Annotated in this window: 14 protein-coding genes and 1 tRNA gene; 14 read left to right on the forward strand and 1 reads right to left on the reverse strand. The window is 43.3% G+C overall.

Annotation, left to right across the window (positions count from 1 at the left end; translation table 11 throughout):
• Nucleotides 1-79: 79 nt before the first annotated feature.
• The 11 genes from PQO05_RS12125 (at nt 80) to PQO05_RS12175 (ending at nt 14,703) form a co-directional block, all read left to right on the forward strand.
• The gene (locus PQO05_RS12125; protein ID WP_273633179.1) at nt 80-2,143 is read left to right on the forward strand and encodes an HD family phosphohydrolase; all 2,064 of its coding nucleotides are present in this window, start codon (nt 80-82) and stop codon (nt 2,141-2,143) included.
• Nucleotides 2,144-2,226: 83 nt separating this feature from the next.
• Nucleotides 2,227-2,316, forward strand: a tRNA-Ser gene (locus PQO05_RS12130).
• 598 nt (nt 2,317-2,914) lie between these two features.
• Nucleotides 2,915-6,034 carry a SusC/RagA family TonB-linked outer membrane protein gene (locus PQO05_RS12135; RefSeq protein ID WP_273633180.1) on the forward strand — a complete coding sequence of 1,040 codons (3,120 nt, stop codon included), beginning with the start codon at nt 2,915-2,917 and terminating at the stop codon, nt 6,032-6,034.
• 11 nt (nt 6,035-6,045) lie between these two features.
• A complete protein-coding gene (locus PQO05_RS12140) occupies nt 6,046-7,521 on the forward strand; it encodes a RagB/SusD family nutrient uptake outer membrane protein (RefSeq protein ID WP_273633181.1) in 1,476 nt (491 codons plus the stop codon).
• A 32-nt stretch (nt 7,522-7,553) separates the two neighbouring features.
• On the forward strand, nt 7,554-7,712 hold the full coding sequence (locus tag PQO05_RS12145) for a hypothetical protein (protein WP_273633182.1): 159 nt from the start codon (nt 7,554-7,556) through the stop codon (nt 7,710-7,712).
• 12 nt (nt 7,713-7,724) lie between these two features.
• A complete protein-coding gene (locus PQO05_RS12150) occupies nt 7,725-7,925 on the forward strand; it encodes a preprotein translocase subunit YajC (protein ID WP_273633183.1) in 201 nt (66 codons plus the stop codon).
• Nucleotides 7,909-8,868 (forward strand): sterol desaturase family protein, encoded by a 960-nt coding sequence (locus PQO05_RS12155; protein ID WP_273633184.1) that lies wholly within the window; start codon nt 7,909-7,911, stop codon nt 8,866-8,868. The genes PQO05_RS12150 and PQO05_RS12155 overlap by 17 nt, the downstream gene beginning before the upstream one ends.
• Before the next feature lie 17 nt (nt 8,869-8,885).
• Complete coding sequence (locus PQO05_RS12160) at nt 8,886-10,763, forward strand: arylsulfatase (RefSeq protein WP_273633185.1); 1,878 nt, start codon at nt 8,886-8,888, stop codon at nt 10,761-10,763.
• A gap of 306 nt (nt 10,764-11,069) precedes the next feature.
• On the forward strand, nt 11,070-11,663 hold the full coding sequence (locus tag PQO05_RS12165) for a hypothetical protein (protein ID WP_273633186.1): 594 nt from the start codon (nt 11,070-11,072) through the stop codon (nt 11,661-11,663).
• Between the two features lie 186 nt (nt 11,664-11,849).
• Nucleotides 11,850-14,126, forward strand: coding sequence for a catalase/peroxidase HPI (gene katG, locus PQO05_RS12170; RefSeq protein WP_273633187.1), 2,277 nt, complete (start codon nt 11,850-11,852; stop codon nt 14,124-14,126).
• Nucleotides 14,127-14,238: 112 nt separating this feature from the next.
• Nucleotides 14,239-14,703 carry a hypothetical protein gene (locus PQO05_RS12175; protein WP_273633188.1) on the forward strand — a complete coding sequence of 155 codons (465 nt, stop codon included), beginning with the start codon at nt 14,239-14,241 and terminating at the stop codon, nt 14,701-14,703.
• A gap of 42 nt (nt 14,704-14,745) precedes the next feature.
• On the opposite strand, the gene PQO05_RS12180 is transcribed toward PQO05_RS12175, so the two are convergent.
• Nucleotides 14,746-15,897 (reverse strand): hypothetical protein, encoded by a 1,152-nt coding sequence (locus tag PQO05_RS12180; RefSeq protein WP_273633189.1) that lies wholly within the window; start codon nt 15,895-15,897, stop codon nt 14,746-14,748.
• 261 nt (nt 15,898-16,158) lie between these two features.
• Here PQO05_RS12180 and PQO05_RS12185 point away from each other — a divergent pair, with 261 nt between their 5' ends.
• Genes PQO05_RS12185 through PQO05_RS12195 form a run of 3 tightly spaced genes read left to right on the forward strand, consistent with a single transcriptional unit; the run spans nt 16,159 to nt 19,820 of the window.
• Entirely contained in the window at nt 16,159-16,332 is a 174-nt protein-coding gene (locus tag PQO05_RS12185) for a DUF3606 domain-containing protein (RefSeq protein WP_273633190.1), read from the forward strand.
• A gap of 6 nt (nt 16,333-16,338) precedes the next feature.
• A complete protein-coding gene (gene ligD / locus PQO05_RS12190; protein ID WP_273633191.1) occupies nt 16,339-19,068 on the forward strand; it encodes a DNA ligase D in 2,730 nt (909 codons plus the stop codon).
• Complete coding sequence (locus tag PQO05_RS12195; protein ID WP_273633192.1) at nt 19,068-19,820, forward strand: DUF72 domain-containing protein; 753 nt, start codon at nt 19,068-19,070, stop codon at nt 19,818-19,820. The genes ligD and PQO05_RS12195 overlap by 1 nt, the downstream gene beginning before the upstream one ends.
• Nucleotides 19,821-19,822 lie beyond the last annotated feature (2 nt).

Below are 19,822 nucleotides of genomic sequence, written 5' to 3' on the forward strand. Positions count from 1 at the left end.
ATCAATAGCTTACATAGTTAATTTACGTGTTTAAACTTATTGGGCGAAACTTTCTTAATTTTGTGGGTTAATAAATTCAATGGCTACACTTTCATCTTCGCGCCAAAAGGCTCTTCTGCGTAAATACGCACGTAATCTGAAGGTCATCATGATCCTGACGAGTATATGTGTAATTGTTTTTACGCTGCCCAAACAAGCCAAATTCAGGTACGAGTATGAAAAAGGTCGCATTTGGAACCAGAAGGATCTGATCTCTCCCTACAATTTCGCCATTCTTAAAACCACGCAGGAGATAGAGAGTGATAAAGCATCGGCATTAAAAACCATTAAACCGGTATACCAACTCGATAGTGATATTAAGGAAGAGCAGGAAGACGGCTTTAAAAATGATTTTGAAATTAAATGGCACGATGCCGGCATAAACGATCATCTTAAACCCCGTTACCTAACCGTTGGCCTTAACCTGTTGGGCGATATTTATGATAAAGGCGTATTGACCCTGAATGTTAAATATCAGCATAATGCAGATAACTACCCGGTTACCATACTCAACCATAACGTAGCCAGCGAGAAGAATACAGCCGACCTATATACTAAAGAACAGGCGCTTGCCTATTGCGAAAAAGTACTGAATACAACAACGCTCGATAAAGCATTTCTGCTGAATATGCTGCAAAACCGGGTGCAAAATAACCTCATTTATGATGACAAGCTAACCAACCGCTTAGAAAAGGAAGTGCTCGAGGGCTTATCGGAAACAAGTGGTATGGTGCAAAAGGGTGAGGTAATTGTAATTAAAGGTTCGGTTATTAATAATGATGTATATCAAAAGCTCGAATCCTATAAAAAAGCTTTTGAAGATAACGCGCGTATCAATGGCAATCGTAGCCTGGTGCTGCTGGGCCAGTTTTTACTGGTTTCAATAGTAATAACGCTGCTTATCGTTTTCCTTTACCTGTTTCGAAAAGATATTTATTATGATAACCGCCTTGTAGGGCTTATTTTGCTGGTAATTACGGCCATGCTGGCCACGCTTTCGTGGGCTATCAGGCTGCAGCTGCCTAATTTATATTATATACCTTATTGTATAGTCCCTATTATTATCCGGATACTGTTTGATACCCGCCTGGCATTAAACATCCACTTACTGGTAATAATGGTTGCGGGTTTCTTTGTGCCCAATAGCTTCGAGTTTGCCTTTTTTGAGATCAGTTCTGGTATGGTGGCTATTTATAGCATCAAAAACCTGATCAGAAGAGATCAGTTTTTAACATCGGCAGCCATAATCACTTTCAACTATTTTATAGCGTTTCTGGGGATCTCTTTCATCCGCGAGGGTAGTTTCCTGGCTATCGACTGGATGGATTTCTTTCCGTTTGTAGTAAGTGTATTATTAACCTTGCTGGCTTACCCGCTTATTTATGCGTTCGAGCGTGTATTTGGTATTACATCAGAAATTACGCTGATAGAGTTGACCAATACCAACGCCACGTTATTGCGAGAGCTTGCTTTTAGTGCGCCGGGAACCTTTCAGCACTCGTTACAGGTAGCCAACCTGGCCGAGAATGCAATTTACAGTATTGGCGGTAATGCCTTACTGGTTAGGGCAGGGGCCTTGTACCATGATATTGGTAAGCTGGAAAATCCACTGTATTTTATAGAGAACCAAAGCTCGGGCTTTAACCCGCATGATAAGCTGCCTTATGAGGAAAGCGCCCAGATCATCATCCGCCACGTAAGTAAAGGGGCAGAGCTGGCGCGGAAACATGGTTTGCCGGAGATTGTGATCGACTTTATACGCACGCATCATGGCAATACGAGGGTGGATTACTTCTATCAATCGTTCCTAAAGAACTATCCTGAGAAGGGAATTGACGAAAATATCTTCCGTTATCCGGGCCCGATACCGTTTTCTAAAGAAACCGGGGTGTTAATGTTAGCAGATTCTGTAGAAGCTGCTTCACGATCTTTACGCGAGCCGGATGCCCAATCTATCAGTAATCTGGTCGACCGGATTGTGAGCTATAAGCTTGATCAGGGGCAACTTAACGATAGCGACATCACCCTGAAAGACCTGCAAACCATTAAGGATATTTTCAAAAAAATGCTCATGAGCATATACCACGTGCGAATTGATTATTAAAAATCTGAAAATTTATTTTGCGGCGTTTTCTGTTTTACTATATTTGCAGACCCAAAACGGGGGATAGTACTTAAAACAAAAAAGGTGAGGTGCCTGAGAGGCCGAAAGGATCAGTTTGCTAAACTGACGTACGGGAAACTGTACCGAGGGTTCGAATCCCTCCCTCACCGCCAAAAGTACTATCAAAAGTAACAAAAGCCTGTGAATCAAAAATTTACAGGCTTTTTTCGTTTTAAGTTGTAAGCATAAGAGCATCCGGATAGAATGAGCGATCCATGCAATGACGAAGTTGGCATAAATTCTGGTCCACCAAATAATTTATGGACAAATTCAGTGTAATAATTGAGCCACTCTTGATTTTATTTCATTTGATATTTAACTCTTCAAAAAAGCATAATCATATTTATGTGTTTAATGCGGCTCGTTTTTTTTCAAAAATTTTATTTAAGTGATCTATTTATCAATTATTTATTAAAAGTATAAATAATGTATACTAATTCTATAGAATTTATCTACATTTGATTTATGAAAACAAATGTACTTATACAGAGGCGGTTATCAACGTTTCAACCGTCCTCCTTTTCGCCCTTTGCCGTTGAGCCCCAAAACGTCAAACATCTTGCCTCTGTACTTCCTATCTGTTGTAGCTGTTGTTGCTAATACTGCCATATCGTCCTGATAGCAGTTCTTTTTCCCAAACATATTTCTTGATTTTTTTACGGTAGGGCCATTGGTCATGCTGTGAATTCACTTATTACATTTTAATTTCTAATGAAACATTTCTACTTAAAGAGTGGGGTGTTAATGCTGATCTATGCTTTGTGGATACAGCTGGCAACCGCTCAACAAACAACGCAGCCGCTCATCAATTCAACCTTGCATGGTACGGTGCTCGATGCCACTACTAAAAGGCCATTACCTGGCGCAACACTTTCCATCAACGGAACAACACACTCGGTATCAGCCGATGCCAACGGAAAGTTCAGCTTTATAACCGGTCAAAAATTCCCCTATACATTAACCATCACCTTTATAGGTTATGTAAAACAAGAGGTTGTTGCCAATGGCAGCCCCATTACTATTTACTTAAAAGAAGATATTAACCAGCTGAACGATGTGGTTGTAGTTGGTTACGGTACACAGAAAAAGAGCGATGTAACCGGCTCAATCGGTTCTGTGCCCAAAAACATTCTGGCTCAGCCGGTAGCTACTTTCGATAACTTGCTGCAAGGTTCAGTATCGGGCGTTGCAGTAACCCAAAATTCCGGTCAGCCGGGTAGTACGGCCAATATTCGTATCAGGGGAGGTAACTCTATATCCTTCGGTAACGCGCCTTTATATGTGATTGATGGCTTTATTATCTATAACAATAATGACAATGCCAATGTGGGCTCTAACGGCACGAGTGTAAATGCGTTATCAACCATCAACCCAAATGATATTGAGTCTATCGAGGTTTTAAAAGATGCTTCGGCTACAGCTATTTACGGTTCGCATGGTGCTAACGGTGTGGTAATTATCACAACTAAACGCGGTAAAAAAGGTACGAGCAATATCAATTTCAATACCTATTACGGTACACAGCGGGTAGCTAAAAAGCTTGACCTGCTAAATGGTTCGCAGTGGGAACAGTTAGTAAACGATATTAACCTGAGCGATGGTGTAGCCAAAACTTTCAGCGCCAGCCAGATTGCGGCTGTGGGTGCAGGGTCCGACTGGCAAAATTCTGCTTTGCGCAGTGCCCCGGTTTTAAATGATGAGTTAACCATCTCTGGCGGTGATGAAAGATCCCGTTACTTAATCTCTGGCGATTACTTTAACCAGCAAGGAACGGTGCAGAACACAGGCTTTAAAAGATATTCGGCACGCGTTAATTATGAAAAAAACGTAACCGATAACTTTAAGATCTCTACCAACTTGTTCGGTAGCCAATCATTAGAGAATAAGTTGTACGGCAGTGCTTATAACAGCATTAATTTTAGCAGTGCCTACTCCAACCTGCTGCTAACATCGCCAATTGCAGCTATCTATAATGCCAATGGCACTTACAATACCACCAATCCTTACAACGTAACGCCAACCAATCCATTGCAGGATATTACTGCCACCACTAATAAAACTACCTTAAACCGTATACTGGGTAATGTAGCCGGGGAATACAAATTTGGCAGCGACCTGGTATTGAAGATAACCGGTGGTGTAGACCTGTTAAATACTGCGCAGGATTATTATGCACCATCATTTACCGGCTCACCGGCTGGTGCATCAAATGGTTATGCAACCAGTGGTTATGCCTCTATTGGCTCGGGTAACTCATTAAGCTGGTTAAATGAAAACACATTAACCTATACCCATACTTTTAACGAAGATCATTTCCTGAATGTGCTGGCGGGTTATACTACCCAGTATTCAAAGAACGAATCATCTGTTGCCAGTGCGCAAAAGTTTCCGAACGATTTAACATCGTATCATAACCTATCTTACGCCGGTGTTGCCAATCTGCCAGCGTCAAGCAGTAATAGTTCTGCATTAAACTCATACCTGGCCAGGATCAATTATTCGTATCAGCACAAGTATAACTTAACCCTGTCTGAGCGTGCAGATGGTTCATCAAAACTGGGAGCCAATAACAAATGGGGGTATTTCCCGTCGGTAGGTTTCTCATGGAATGCTGCCAGGGAAGACTTCTTTAAATCGGCCACTAAAACGGTTAACGATTTAAAGATCCGCTTAAGCGCAGGTAAAACCGGTAACTCCGAAGTGCCACCATACAGTTCACTGGCTTCATTAGCGCCAACCAATTACTATTTCAACAGCACACTGGTTACAGGTATTGCACCCATACAACTGGCCAACCCCGATTTAAAATGGGAAACTACCACACAATATGATGCAGGTTTTGATGTAGGTTTCTTCAACAATCGCATCAGCCTAACCTTCGATGCATACTACAAAAAAACAAGCGACCTGCTGCTTAACGTACCACTGCCATTATACACTGGTTACGCCAGCGAACTGGAGAACGTGGGTAGTGTAGAAAACAAGGGTATTGAGTTGGGTATTAATACCGATAACATTAAATCAGCAAGTTTCAGCTGGAAATCTAACATCGTATTTGCTATTAACCGTAACAAGGTATTAAACCTGGGGCCGGGTATTACCAGTTATTTCCCGATAGCACCAACCGGGCAGGTGTCGCCGGTAATTGTGCAGAAGGGTTTGCCGGTTGGTACTTTCTGGGGATATAATACCAATGGCTTGTTAACCGCCAGTGATATTGCTAAAGGCGTACCGCTCCTGGCAGGTGTACCGCAGCAAGTTGGCGATACCAAATATGTTGATACCAACGGCGATGGCAAAATTACCACTGCCGATAAACATAACCTGGGCAGTGCACAGCCTAAGTTTACAGGCAGCTTTACCAATACATTTACTTATAAACAGTTCGACCTGTCGGTATTCTTCCAGGGATCGTATGGCAACAAGGTGTTTAACCTGTTAAAACAGAGTTTAGAACGTCCAACATTATCGCTCAACGCCTCGGCCACTTTGTTGAACCGTTACAGCCCCGAAAATCCAAACGGAACGGTTGCAAGGGCAACTAACTCACCGGTTCCGCAGGTTACCGACCGCTACATCGAAAATGCATCGTACCTGAAACTGAAGAACGCTTCATTTGGCTATACGCTTAAAGGCGGCGCGCTTTCGGCCATCCATGCCAAACAGCTGAGGATCTATGTATCGGCTCAAAACCTGGTAACCATCACCAAATACACAGGCCAGGATCCGGAAGTGAATTTCTACGATAACGACAACACCAAGCAGGGGATAGACTATGGCACTTATCCATCGGTACGCACGTTCCTGGCTGGCCTTAATGTTACTTTTTAATACCGACAATCATGAAACCAACATATAAAATATTACTACTTACGGCGGCAATTATAGGCACATTATCGTCGTGCAAAAAACTGAACGAGAACCCCGACTCGGTTATCGTATCATCACAATTCTACAAAACGGCATCTGATGCTAACTCGGCAGTTAACGCGGTTTACAGTACATTGAATAGTGACCCTGCCGGAGATTTTCCATTGTATGGACGTCAGCTTAACTTGCTGACCGATAACGCAGGCGACGATCAGATCTATAGCCCAAGTAATACCAACCCCGATGTAAGGGCATTAGGTACAGAGACGTATATATCGTCAAACAGCCGCATCCAAAAAGTTTGGCAGCAGCTTTATTACGGCATTAACCGTGCTAATATCGCTATAGATAATATCCCGGCCATTCAAATGGATACGGCTACCAACGCACGTTTGGTTCGCGAAAGCAAATTCATCAGGGCACTACTTTACTTTAACCTGGTACGCTTGTATGGCGATGTGCCGCTAATACTGCACAACCCAACCAGCATTGATTTGAGCAGCTTACAGGTACCGCGCACCAACATCGATACCGTTTACAGCCAGATTATCACCGATTTAAAGGCCGCCACCAACCTGCCTAAAAGCTATACCGGTGCCAACATTGGCCGCGCTACAGGCGGTGCTGCACATGCTTTACTGGCTAAGGTTTATGTAACCCGTAAACAATGGGCCAATGCATTGACACAATTGAATACGGTTATTAATGGCGGATATGGTTATGCGCTGTTCCCCAATTTCAGGGATGCTTTTCAGAAACCTACCAAAAATGGGGTAGAGCATATCTTCTCGGTACAGTTCGAAACCAATCTGGGTGCGGTAAACAGTACACAGTACCTCAGTCAGAGTTTTGTATCCTTCAACACAGCCACTTTCCCGATAGATATCCCAGCCGATAGCAGCGTTTACAAATTATACAGCGCCAACGATACCCGCCGGGCTGTTACTTTCTACAGTAGTGTTTATAATGCCGCTACCGGCCAAACTGTGGTTTATAACAACGCCTATACCCCATACTATAACAAGTTTGTGGATTATAGCTTAACGCCATTAACCACACAGGCGCAAAGCGGAATCAATTACCCGGTTATCCGTTATTCGGATGTATTGCTGCTGTATGCTGAAGTGCAAAACGAACTAAACGGTGCGCCAACACCGGATGCTTATGCCTCTATTAATAAGGTTCGTACAAGGGCGGGTATAGCAAACCTTACTGCCGGTTTAAGCCAGGCCAGTTTCCGTGATTCTGTTTTTCTGGAGCGGAGAAAAGAATTTATTCAGGAAGGAAACCGCTGGTTTGATCTGGTTCGTCAGGGCGAAACGGCTTTATTGACTGCTGTGCATAAACTCCCGGCAAAATCGGCAGCGAGTTCAAAAAACATCCTGTTCCCTATTCCATTGGTAGAAGTGCAGTTAAACCCGCTGCTGAAACAAAACCCGGGCTATTAATCAAAATCTGTAACCATTAAAAAATTAATTATATGACACTAACAGATGTATCAATTATTGGGAAAAAAATACTGGTTGGTATTGTAATTACACTGGTACCCTTCATAATCATTTTCGGTGGCCTGTGGCTTACGCAAAAGCTGCTGACCGGTAAGCATAAAGAACCTCAACAAATTTCGAAACCAAATTAAAACCGACATACTATGAAAATGGCAGTTGAAACCAAAGATAGGATAGTAAGGAATGTAATTCTGAGCCTCTTTATCTACATACTACCCATCGCGCTCATGTTCGCAACTTTTTACGTAAGCGGCCAACGCCCCTGGGAAAAAAAGCAACATGAAAAAGAGAACGTAAAATCTGAAAACAAGAAAAACACATTGAACAATGGAAGCAACGATTGAATTTGTAAAAAAGGGTATAGAGAACCTGAACAGTTTAGGTTTCCCTTTCCTGGTATTTTTTATCGGGGTATTAGAATTTTCATTTGGCCTTTACCGGGGCAAATGGCCTAAAAACGAACGCTGGGTTGATATTGCCTGCTTTACCTTACCAAGACTGGTTGTGCAGCCCGCATTTGCCTATTTCGGATTAAAGTTTTTACCGCTGGCCTTACCTGGATTAAAAAACGCTTTTGACTGGGTTCCTTTCTTCTGGGGATGCGCTATTATTGCCATTGCCGATGATTTAACGCAATACTGGTACCACCGTTTGCACCATGAGATTCCTTGGTTATGGCGTTTCCATCGTACGCACCACTCGGCATCGTATATGGGTATGGCCATGGCCAGCAGGCAGAATCTGTTGTATACCCTGTTCTTCTCGCAGATCTATTTAACCACTGCTTTGGTTTACCTCGGTCTGGGTATCCCGGCTGTAGTGATCCGGGCTATTAAAGGTACAATCACCACATTAGCGCACTCGAGCATCCCGTGGGATAAACCTTTTTACCAGATTAAGTGGCTTAACCCAATTGCCTGGGTATTGGAGCGTACCATATCAACCCCCGCTACGCACCATGCACACCACGCAGCAAGTACCGATGATGGTATCGGCTATTACAAGGGCAACTTCGGTAACATGTTCTTTATCTGGGATATTATTTTCGGTACAGCGCATATCTCCCGCCAGTATCCTAAAGCCTACGGTATTTCACATTACGAGGGCGACCAATGGTATGCGCAATTGCTATGGCCAATCTTTAAATCGAAGGTAGAGGGTAGTGAGCTGGCTGCCGATGGGCCGATGGTGCGTTTAGATGATCCGGTTAAGGCCATTACCTTACCTCAAAACGATAAGCCAAAAGAAGTTACAACCTATCAGCTTTCAACCGTACAATCAAGCTAAAAACAACCGACCATAAAATGAATTATTTATCACAAAATGCGAAACGAAAGTTAACCCTGCTCACGGCAGGGTTAATTTCGATTGGCTATGTATCTGCGCAAAACGTAACGCAGCAACAAGAGCCATTTAAGGGGCAGATTGGCAAAACCCTCGGCGACTCCAAAGAAGCCTGGACCACGCCCGTTAAAGCACCCAAAGGAGCCCCAAACGTTGTCTGGATTATATTGGATGATGTTGGTTTTGGTGCGTCATCTACCTTTGGCGGCATCATTAAAACGCCTGTTTTTGATACGCTGGCCAGTCAGGGTTTGCGTTATACCAATTTCCATACGGCTGGTATTTGCGCGCCAACCCGTGCTGCGTTGTTAACGGGCAGAAACCATCACTATGTACACATGGGCGGTTTTGCCCATACGGCGATGTCGGCTGGTTTCCCGGGTTGGGATGGGCGGATCCCATCTGATAAAGGTACAGTTGCCGAAATTCTGCGCGAGAATGGCTACAGCACCTTTGCTGCCGGTAAGTATGGTTTAACACCTGATGAAGATGCTACAGATGCCGGTCCGTTTGATCGCTGGCCACTGGGTAAGGGTTTCGATCATTTCTTTGGTTTCCTGGGTTCGCAGACAGATCAATACAAACCAGATCTGGTTGAGGATAACCAGCACGTAACACCTGATGGCCGCCATTTGGAGGAGCAGATCACTGATAAAGCGATTGGCTACCTCACCAAACATCGTAAAGTAGCGCCCGATAAGCCTTTCTTTTTATACTATGCACCAGCTGCAACCCATGCCCCGCACCAGGTGGCTACTGAGTGGAGCGACCAGTACAAAGGCCAGTTTGATGGTGGTTGGGATGAGTTTCGTGAAAAGGTATTTGCCAGGCAGAAAAAATTGGGCATTATCCCGGCTAATGCGGTATTGCCGGCTCGTAACCCCAACGTAACAGCATGGAATAAGCTACCTGCGGATGAAAAGAAATTGTACGCCCGTTTTATGGAAGTTTATGCTGGTTACCTAACCTATGCAGACCACGAGGTTGGCCGTTTGGTTGATTACCTGAAAACAAGTCACCAGTTGGATAACACGTTAATATTTGTAATTATAGGTGATAACGGCGCCAGTAAAGAAGGGACTTTGAATGGCGATATCGACCGCCAGGTATTCCTGCAATCATCTACACAGGAAGAAAACATCAAACATAACCTCGAAAAAATAGGGGAGATTGGTGCACCCGAAGGTACGCAGGCCAATTATCCTTTAGGCTGGGCACAGGCAGCCAATACGCCGTTTAAATACTGGAAACAGGATGCCAATTCTGAAGGTGGTACACGCAATCCATTGATTGTTTACTATCCTAAAACGATTAAAGACGGTGGTAGTATCCGTACACAATACGGCCATGTGAATGATATTTTGCCAACTACTTTAGAATTTCTGGGGATCAAAAATCCGGAATATATTAGAGGCATAAAGCAGGATACACTACAGGGTACGTCATTGGTTTATTCGTTTGATAATTCAGCCGCGCCATCAAAACATACAACACAATATTATTATATTTTCGGTTCACGGTCTATCTATAAAGATGGCTGGAAGGCAGAGGTATACCACCATCCTGATTTTAATGATCTCACCAAACAAACAACTTACACTGCACCGGCAGGTGGCAATAACTTCGATAATGATGTTTGGGAACTGTACGATTTACGTACCGATTTTAACGAGCGCGTAAATGTTGCCGCAAAATATCCCGAGAAGTTAAACGAGCTAAAAGCTTTGTTTGATGATCAGGCCAAAAAGAACAACATTTACCCATTAATAGACTGGGAAGATGTGCTGAAAGGCCGCATCCATAAAAATTATAAAGCGCCGGTAGAAGCCGGAAATTAATATTATTCCCTTCATTTTTCGAAAAAATCAAACACCTTCAGGTTATTAACTTGCAGGTGTTTTTTTTGATGTGATGGTGTTTGTTTTCTGTACCAATCATTAACCGAAACTTTTGATTATAATTTTGTTCCATTTTTAAAATTGCAACATCAGGAGTTCGGTATCATGTAGTAGCACATATTCCATTAATTAAATTTGATTCATAACCTCAAGAATTTATTACCTGTTAATATCCGGGCCCTTAATTCCCCGAAACAAAACAATAACAATTAATAGCTTACCACATTATTTATAACCCAATACATTATGTTAAACGCATTTAAAAAAGCTTTAGGGCGCGGCCTGGCACTTGCCATACCGCTTGCCATTGTATTGTATGTGTTTGCAAAAATTGTTGGCGTATTTACCAAAATTATAGCCCCGGTGGCGCATAAAATTGGCGTAGCGCACGTTTTGGGCGAGCTCACACTCACCATATTTGCTATTATACTCATCATCCTCATTATTTTGTTTTTGGGCCTGCTGATGCGTATTGCTGTAGTGGCCACCATCCGCGAGCAGGTTGAGGATATTATATTAAAGTTTGTACCCTCGCTAAACCAACTCAAATTACTGGCTGCTGACACGCTCGACCTCGAAGATGCCGAAACCACCTGGCGGCCGGTACTACTCTATGTTAAAGAAAAAGGTAAATACAGCCCCGCTTTTGTGGTTGAAGAAGATGATGACCGTGTAACCTTGTTTGTGTTATTTGAAACCGCCATGCAAAAAGGCGAAGTAGCTGTTTATGATAAAGATCGTATTACCCTTACGCCGCTCAGCTTTACACAGCTGCATGCGGCTAACAGGGCTGCCGGTAAAGGTTTTCTGGCATTAATAAAGGCGCATCAGGAGAAGTAATAAAAAAACTATGTTATTTAAAATCATCTTAACAAAGATTTGATTTGCAATATCTATATTTCAAATGTCATCCTATAGTTTTTAGTTATTCGGTATAGAATTAAATGATTGTGATTGTTATATCCAATGCCGTAATTTTATATCAATAAAACACTTAAGGTGATTTAAAATATAAACCTATAAAATATGGAAAACGGATCAAATGACATCAGTAAATGCCCATTCTTTAATGGCGATTTGAAGCAAAATGTTGGCGGTGGCGGCACCCGGAACCACGATTGGTGGCCAAATCAGTTAAAGCTGAACATCCTTCGCCAGCATTCTGCATTATCAAACCCGTTGGGTGAAGATTTTAACTACGCGGAAGCTTTTAAAAGCCTCGATCTGGAAGCAGTAAAACAAGACCTTCATGCATTAATGACCGATTCGCAGGACTGGTGGCCTGCCGATTTTGGCCATTACGGTGGTTTATTTGTACGTATGGCATGGCACAGTGCCGGTACTTATCGCGTTACCGATGGTCGTGGTGGGGCAGGGGCCGGTTTGCAGCGTTTTGCGCCCCTTAACAGCTGGCCGGATAACGTAAGCCTTGATAAAGCACGTCGCTTGCTTTGGCCTATCAAACAAAAATATGGTCGCAAAATTTCATGGGCCGATTTAATAATACTTACCGGCAACATCGCCCTCGAATCAATGGGTTTTAAAACTTTTGGTTTCGCAGGTGGTCGTGTTGATGCCTGGGAAGCAGACGAATCTGTATACTGGGGTTCTGAAACCACCTGGCTGGGCGGCGATATCCGTTATGCGCATGGCGACCCGGGTGTGGTTGAAGGTCATGGTGTATTGGTATCAGACGATGATGCTGATGGCGATATCCACAGCCGTAACCTGGAGAAACCGTTGGCTGCTGTGCAAATGGGCTTAATTTATGTAAATCCAGAAGGCCCGGATGGTAACCCCGATCCTGTGATGTCAGCCAAAGATATCCGTGATACATTTGGCCGCATGGCGATGAATGATGAAGAAACCGTTGCTTTAATAGCCGGTGGCCATAGCTTTGGTAAAACCCACGGTGCGGCCTCTGCCGATAATGTGGGCAAAGAACCTGAAGCGTCTGGTATTGAATTACAGGGCTTTGGCTGGAGCAACAGCTATGGTGCAGGTAAAGGAGCTGATACCATTACCAGCGGTTTGGAAGTAACCTGGACTACAACACCTACTCAATGGAGCAATAACTTTTTTGAAAACCTGTTTGGCTTTGAATGGGAATTAACCAAAAGCCCGGCGGGTGCTCACCAATGGGTAGCTAAAGACGCAGGCGATATTATCCCGGATGCCTATGATGGCTCTAAAAAGCATAAACCAACGATGCTGACTACCGATCTTGCCTTAAGGTTTGACCCGGAATACGAAAAAATATCAAGACGCTTTTTAGAAGATCATGAAGCATTTTCTGATGCTTTTGCACGTGCTTGGTATAAACTAACACACCGTGATATGGGTCCGCGTGAGCGTTACCTGGGCCCGGATGTACCGCAGGAAGAACTGTTATGGCAAGATCCTATCCCTGCAGTTAACCATGCATTGGTAAGCGAAAATGATATTGCCGGACTGAAAGCTAAAATTTTGCAATCAGGTTTAAGCGTGTCTGAGCTGGTTTCTACGGCCTGGGCTTCGGCTTCAACATTCCGTGGTTCAGATAAGCGTGGTGGTGCCAATGGTGCACGTATCCGCTTAGCTCCGCAAAGATACTGGCAGGTAAATAATCCTGTGTCATTACATAAAATATTGAATGTACTTGAAGGGATTCAAAATGAATTTAACGGAGCGCAAACCGATGGTAAAAAAGTTTCACTGGCCGATTTAATCGTTCTGGCAGGTAGTGCAGTTGTTGAAAAAGCAGCTCAGGATGCCGGGCATAACATCACAGTGCCTTTTACAGCAGGCCGTATGGATGCATCGCAGGAACAAACCGATGTAGAATCATTCGACTATCTGGAGCCGCTTGCTGATGGTTTCCGCAATTACCGTAAAACAAAGCATGCTGTATCTACCGAAGCTTTATTAATAGATAAGGCACATCTGCTTACGCTTACAGCACCAGAGTTAACTGTATTATTAGGTGGCTTGCGTGTATTGGGTACAAATTTCGATGGTTCGCAGCACGGCGTATTTACTTCGCGCCCTGGTGTATTGACCAATGATTTCTTTGTTAACCTGCTCGATATGGGCACTGCCTGGAAGGCCGTATCAGATGAACAGGAAATTTATGAAGGTACCAGCCGCGCTACCGGCGAAGTAAAATGGACTGCTACCCGTGCCGATCTGGTATTCGGTTCTAACTCCGAATTAAGAGCTGTTGCCGAGGTATATGCAAGCTCAGATTTGCAGGAGAAATTTGTGAGCGACTTTGTAAAAGCATGGACTAAAGTGATGAACCTTGATAGGTTTGATATTGCTTAATTACAAATCGTTTTGAGGCTTTAACCTCAATAAGTTTTAAAGGCACCACAATGTGGTGCCTTTTTTATTTGCATCAGTTAAAATATCTTAGCGGCACAATCGTCTCCTTAATATGTACACAACCTTATTAGCCTTACATTCACTAACGCGTTGGTTAGTATTAAGCAGCCTTATTTTTGCTATAGTTCTTGCTTATCGCGGCTGGCTGCTTCACAAACCTTATTTAAGGTTCGATAATGCTGTAAGGCATATAACGGCTACAATAGCTCATATCCAATTGGTATTGGGTATTTGGCTTTATATTATTAGCCCTATAGCGGGTTATTTTTTACACCATTTTAGTGTTGCTGTGCATGAACGTGCAGTCCGGTTTTTCGGCATGGAGCACGTTACCATGATGCTGATAGGGATAACCGTCATTACAATTGGCTCTGCCAGAGCCAAACGCAAAACAACGGATGTTGAACGGTTTAAAACAATGGCTATTTGGTTCACAATAGCTTTGCTTATTATTTTAAGCTCAATCCCCTGGTCGTTTTCACCGTTGATCAGTCGCCCGAATTTTAGGCCTTTTTAAGAAAGATTAGGATTACTGGTTTGGTCAATAAATCAATTATGCCTATCCCAAAACCTTGCTTACAACATCAAAAAATACTTGTTTCAATGGTATTTGCTGCGCTACTACGGGCAAAAATGGAATAATAATAGCCGCTATAAAAGCAAGTAAAATGCTTTTATCTACAAGGCTTATTTTCATTTGCTGTGTTTGTTCAAAACTTCCAATCAGGTCAACATGCCATGAGGCATCAGGTTTGTCTTCTCCGGTTTTATAAAAGGCATCAAGTTCCTTTTCGTATGCCCGTGCAATAGGCCACGATTCTGAACTGTACTGCATAAAATACTTCCGTTTTACTTTGGCTAATAAAGGCAGGAGGAGTAACAGCGGTAAAATAAACAGCAATATTGACAGCGCTAAAACAGTACCAAGCGCTATTTTATAATCGGTAAGGGAGATCCCCGAAAAAATGATCAGGTTATTTGTAATACCTGCGGTAAGTGCCGAAAGGGCGAGGGCTACCGGGAAGAAACTAAGCTGTGTGTATCGCAAAAAACCAAGCCCAGCTACACCATCCGGGTGAAGCGATGACAGGTTAAGATGGATTTTGGAAATCGAGCTTAAAAAATAGATCCACAAAAAAATGGTATAGATCCAACGGTAAAGCAGCATCTGGAATATAGGTAAACTTACCAGCAGGTACCACCAGCCGGCTGGGCTTATATGGTTGTTTAACAAATGCCAGGGGGCATAATTAGCAACGTTGTTAACCCTGCTTCGTTCCTGGACAAAAAATAAGAGGTAAACCAGCAGGATAATTAAAAAGTCTACAAAACCGGAAGTTTTCAGTTTCTCAATCTTGTTGATTAGCCGTTCAAATTCATTGCTATTGGTATCGTCCACTATTTTGGTCTCGTAGAAAAAAGATACCGCGTGATTGAAGCTATTATTAATGGAACGCCGCGCAAAAAGAAAAATGGGGAGTACCAGTAAAAAACGCACATGTGTAGAAATATCGCGAATAAAGAGGAGATAAAACTTCTGCAAACCCAATGTGGACAAGGAAAGCAGTGCGATTGGCAACCAGCACAACATCATCAGCGCAAAAACTAAAAGTATTTTATACCTTAAACTTTGAGCCTCAAACTTAGGGCGATCAATAATTTTCCAGATTATTCCGCCGGAAGCAAACGCATAATCCTTATTGTGATCCATTTATATGATTGTTTAAGTGAGTGGTTATTCGGGAATAGCTGTAAAGTTAAATCCGCTTCACTATCAACGGGAGAAATTGAACCATAAACGCGTTCCATATCGAAAAGTGAAACAGAAACAGGGACGAAATCGTCCATAAAGCTTTCAGGGTTAAAAAATGCCAGGCATCAAAAATTAGTTCGGGGCTTATTTCTTTCTACCGCACGGCAAACCAACACTTGATTGTGTTGTTAGGTGATAATAAATCAATTATAAATTAAGATGGACAATAAGGCAAAAACCGGTAGCCCGGACAGCGATCTAATCAACGTGAGTGAGGATTATGAAGTTCAATATTGGTCTAAAAAGTTTGGTGTGAGTGCAGAGCAACTAAAAACAGCAGTTAAAGCAGTTGGCAATTCGGCCAAAGCAGTTGGCAAACATCTCAAAAAATAATTAGCTATGAGCCTGGAAAAATATGCCGAGAAACGGGACTTTACCAAGACCGCGGAACCCAAAGCCGGAAGAAGTAAGGATAAAGATCATTTGATGTTTGTGATCCAGAAACATGATGCAAGCAGGCTGCATTATGATTTTAGGCTGGAGATGGATGGCGTATTAAAAAGCTGGGCGGTGCCTAAAGGCCCTTCACTCAACCCCAAAGAGAAGCACCTGGCCATGATGGTGGAAGACCACCCGTTTGATTACCGCAATTTTGAGGGCATTATCCCGCAAGGTGAATACGGCGGGGGTACCGTAATTGTATGGGATCAGGGTACATATGAGCCGATAGAAGAAATTAAGGGTAAAAAAGCACAGGAAAAGCATTTGCTTAAACAACTTGCATCGGGTTCGCTCAAAATAAAACTACATGGCGAAAAACTGGACGGCGAATTTGCTTTAGTGAAAACCCACGGCATGGGCGAAAACGCCTGGCTGCTGATTAAACATAACGATGAGTTTGCCAGCGATAAGGATATTACTAAGAAAGATAAATCGGTGCTTTCAGGCAAAACCATCCCGCAAATGGAAAAAACAGGCGAAAAAGTTTGGCAGCACGGACATGAAGAAGAGGTAGAGAAAGCTGATAAGAAAAGTAAAAAAAAAGCCCCAACTAAACCCGAAGTACTGATTGCTGATGAAAATGAGGACAATGATACGGATGAAGTTGATGTAGAAGCCCTTCTTAAAAAAGCACCCAAATCCAAAATTCCAACTGGTGTTAAGCCAATGAAAGCCACATTGGTTGATGAGCCTTTTGATGACCCCGATTGGGTTTATGAAGTGAAATGGGATGGTTACCGGGCTGTTGGAGTAATTAATAATGATGATGCCGAATTGATTTCCCGCAATAATATCCCATTCAATGAGCGATTTTATCCTATCCATAACCTGCTTAAAAAATGGAAATTTAACGCTGTTGTTGATGGCGAGATACTGGTATTAAACGATAAAGGCATTTCAGATTTCGGCGCATTGCAAAACTGGCGAAGTGAAGCTGATGGCGAACTCGTTTTTTACGTATTCGATATACTGTGGTACGAAGGCAAAAACCTGATGGAGCTGGCACTGACGGAACGGCAGGCTATCCTGCAACAGGTAATCCCAACAGATGATGACCGGATCCGCATCAGTCAGGTATTTCGGGCAAGCGGTACCGAGTTTTTTAATGCCGCTGAAAAGATGGGGTTGGAGGGTATCATAGCCAAAAAAGCCAGTAGCACTTATACTTCAGACTTGCGCTCTAAGGATTGGCTGAAGATCAAAGCGCACAAACGCCAGGAAGTAATTATTGCCGGTTTTACCAAAAATGCAGGTACCAGCAAGGCATTTAGTGCATTGATTATGGGCGTTTACGATCAGGGCGAACTTAAGTACGTGGGTAAGGTAGGTACGGGTTTTTCTGATAAACTACAGAAAGAAATGATGGAGCAATTTAAGCCCCTCATTACCGATGAGAGCCCGTTTGATGTTATTCCGGATGTAGATAAGCCCTCACGTTTCCGCCCGCAAAGGATGGGGGCTAAACCTACCTGGCTTAAACCGGAACTGGTAGGAGAGGTGGCTTTTGCCGAGGTTACCAGTGATGGTGTTTTTCGCCAGGCATCTTTCCAGGGTATGCGGATAGATAAGAAAGCGAAGGACGTTGTACTGGAGCGACCGGAAGAAACAGCCGAAGCCGTTACCGAAGTTGAACAACAATCCGAAAGCAAACATGCCAAAGCCATTAAACCACCCAAAGAAATGGAGCGAAGAACACTGCTTAACCCGACCGAAGAAACGCAGGTTAGAAAGATTTGCGGGCACGATTTAAAATTTACTCATTTAAGTAAGGTTTACTGGCCCGAAGATGGCGTTACCAAGCGCGATATGTTTAACTATTATTACCAGGTGGCTGATTATATTTTGCCTTATCTGAAGGATCGCCCGATGTCGCTCAACCGTTTTCCGAATGGGATACACGGATCGAGTTTTTACCAGAAAGATATAAAAGGTAAAGCGCCCGACTGGGTGACCAAAACTTTTCCGTACACCACCAGTGATGGGGAACACAAGGAATATTTGGTAGGCTCGGATGAATCTTATTTACTTTGGATGGCATCGCTTGGCTGCATTGAAATGAACCCCTGGTTTAGCCGCGTGCAATCGCCGGATAACCCCGACTATTGCGTGATTGACCTTGACCCGGACAAGAATACTTTTGACCAGGTGATTGAAGCAGCGCAGGAAGTACGCAAGGTGCTGGATGCTATTGATGTGCCGTGTTTCCCCAAAACCTCAGGCTCAACCGGGATGCATATTTACATACCGTTGGAGTCCAAATATACTTACGATCAATCACAGCTTTTTGCCCGCATCATTGTAGGGATTGTGCATAAGCAAATCCCTGATTACACCAGCCTGGAGCGAATGGTTGCCAACCGTAAAGGTAAAATGTACCTCGATTTTTTGCAAAACCGCCCCGGCGCTACCATTGCTGGTCCATATTCGCTGCGGCCTAAGCCCGGTGCAACGGTATCGATGCCGGTAAGCTGGGACGAGGTTAAGCCAGGTTTAACCATGAAAGACTTTACTATATTTAATACCATAGACCGCCTGAAAGAAACCGGCGACCTGTTTAAAGGTGTTTTAGGCAAGGGGATCGATCTGGAAAAAACGATTAAGAAGGCACAAAGCATATTCGGTAAATAATGCCTCAGCTAAAAACTTTTTATGGAGGCATTAGTGGGCTGCAAACCCCCATCCCTAAACGTGATTTCCCACCAGAATTTGCCGATAAAAGCCGGTTGACATTTTACGCTTCGCTGTTTAACAGTATTGAGATCAACAGCTCATTTTATAAAATACCGGTAGCCAAAACGCTGAGTAAATGGGCTGCCGAAGTATCGGATAATTTTAAATTCACCTTCAAACTATGGCAGGGCATTACCCACAACAAAGGGCTGGCCTTTAACCCCGATGATGTTTTTAAATTTATGGAGATCATCGGTGCTGTGGGTTCAAAGCAGGGGTGTTTGCTGGTTCAATTCCCACCAAGTATAACTATCGCGCAGCACAGGCAGTTGCAGTTATTGATAGATACGATTAGAGAAGCCAATGAAAATCAGCAGTGGAAAATTGCGGTAGAGTTTCGGCATAAATCATGGTATGACGAGGGGATTTATGAGCTGTTGAGTAGCTACAATGCAGGTATGGTAATACACGATCTGCCTGCCTCTGCTTCGCCTTTATTAACCACCGCTGATGATTTTGTATACCTCCGTTTCCACGGCCCCAACGGAGGTTATAGGGGCAGTTACCCAGACGATGTGCTTGCCGAATACGCCAGCTACGTTAAAGAATGGCAGGAGGATAAAACAGTTTATACTTATTTCAACAACACGATGGGCGCATCCATGAATAACCTGTTATTGTTAAAAGATTTTGTAGAAGAACAGGAATAAGC

The sequence above is a fragment of the Mucilaginibacter jinjuensis genome (genome assembly GCF_028596025.1).
GTDB lineage: Bacteria > Bacteroidota > Bacteroidia > Sphingobacteriales > Sphingobacteriaceae > Mucilaginibacter > Mucilaginibacter jinjuensis.

Coding starts and splice junctions, on each gene's coding strand:
- PQO05_RS12125 (WP_273633179.1), top strand. CDS start 80: ATGGCTACACTTTCATCTTCGCGCCAAAAGGCTCTTCTGCGTAAATAC.
- PQO05_RS12135 (WP_273633180.1), top strand. CDS start 2,915: ATGAAACATTTCTACTTAAAGAGTGGGGTGTTAATGCTGATCTATGCT.
- PQO05_RS12140 (WP_273633181.1), top strand. CDS start 6,046: ATGAAACCAACATATAAAATATTACTACTTACGGCGGCAATTATAGGC.
- PQO05_RS12145 (WP_273633182.1), top strand. CDS start 7,554: ATGACACTAACAGATGTATCAATTATTGGGAAAAAAATACTGGTTGGT.
- PQO05_RS12150 (WP_273633183.1), top strand. CDS start 7,725: ATGAAAATGGCAGTTGAAACCAAAGATAGGATAGTAAGGAATGTAATT.
- PQO05_RS12155 (WP_273633184.1), top strand. CDS start 7,909: ATGGAAGCAACGATTGAATTTGTAAAAAAGGGTATAGAGAACCTGAAC.
- PQO05_RS12160 (WP_273633185.1), top strand. CDS start 8,886: ATGAATTATTTATCACAAAATGCGAAACGAAAGTTAACCCTGCTCACG.
- PQO05_RS12165 (WP_273633186.1), top strand. CDS start 11,070: ATGTTAAACGCATTTAAAAAAGCTTTAGGGCGCGGCCTGGCACTTGCC.
- katG (WP_273633187.1), top strand. CDS start 11,850: ATGGAAAACGGATCAAATGACATCAGTAAATGCCCATTCTTTAATGGC.
- PQO05_RS12175 (WP_273633188.1), top strand. CDS start 14,239: ATGTACACAACCTTATTAGCCTTACATTCACTAACGCGTTGGTTAGTA.
- PQO05_RS12180 (WP_273633189.1), bottom strand. CDS start 15,897: ATGGATCACAATAAGGATTATGCGTTTGCTTCCGGCGGAATAATCTGG.
- PQO05_RS12185 (WP_273633190.1), top strand. CDS start 16,159: ATGGACAATAAGGCAAAAACCGGTAGCCCGGACAGCGATCTAATCAAC.
- ligD (WP_273633191.1), top strand. CDS start 16,339: ATGAGCCTGGAAAAATATGCCGAGAAACGGGACTTTACCAAGACCGCG.
- PQO05_RS12195 (WP_273633192.1), top strand. CDS start 19,068: ATGCCTCAGCTAAAAACTTTTTATGGAGGCATTAGTGGGCTGCAAACC.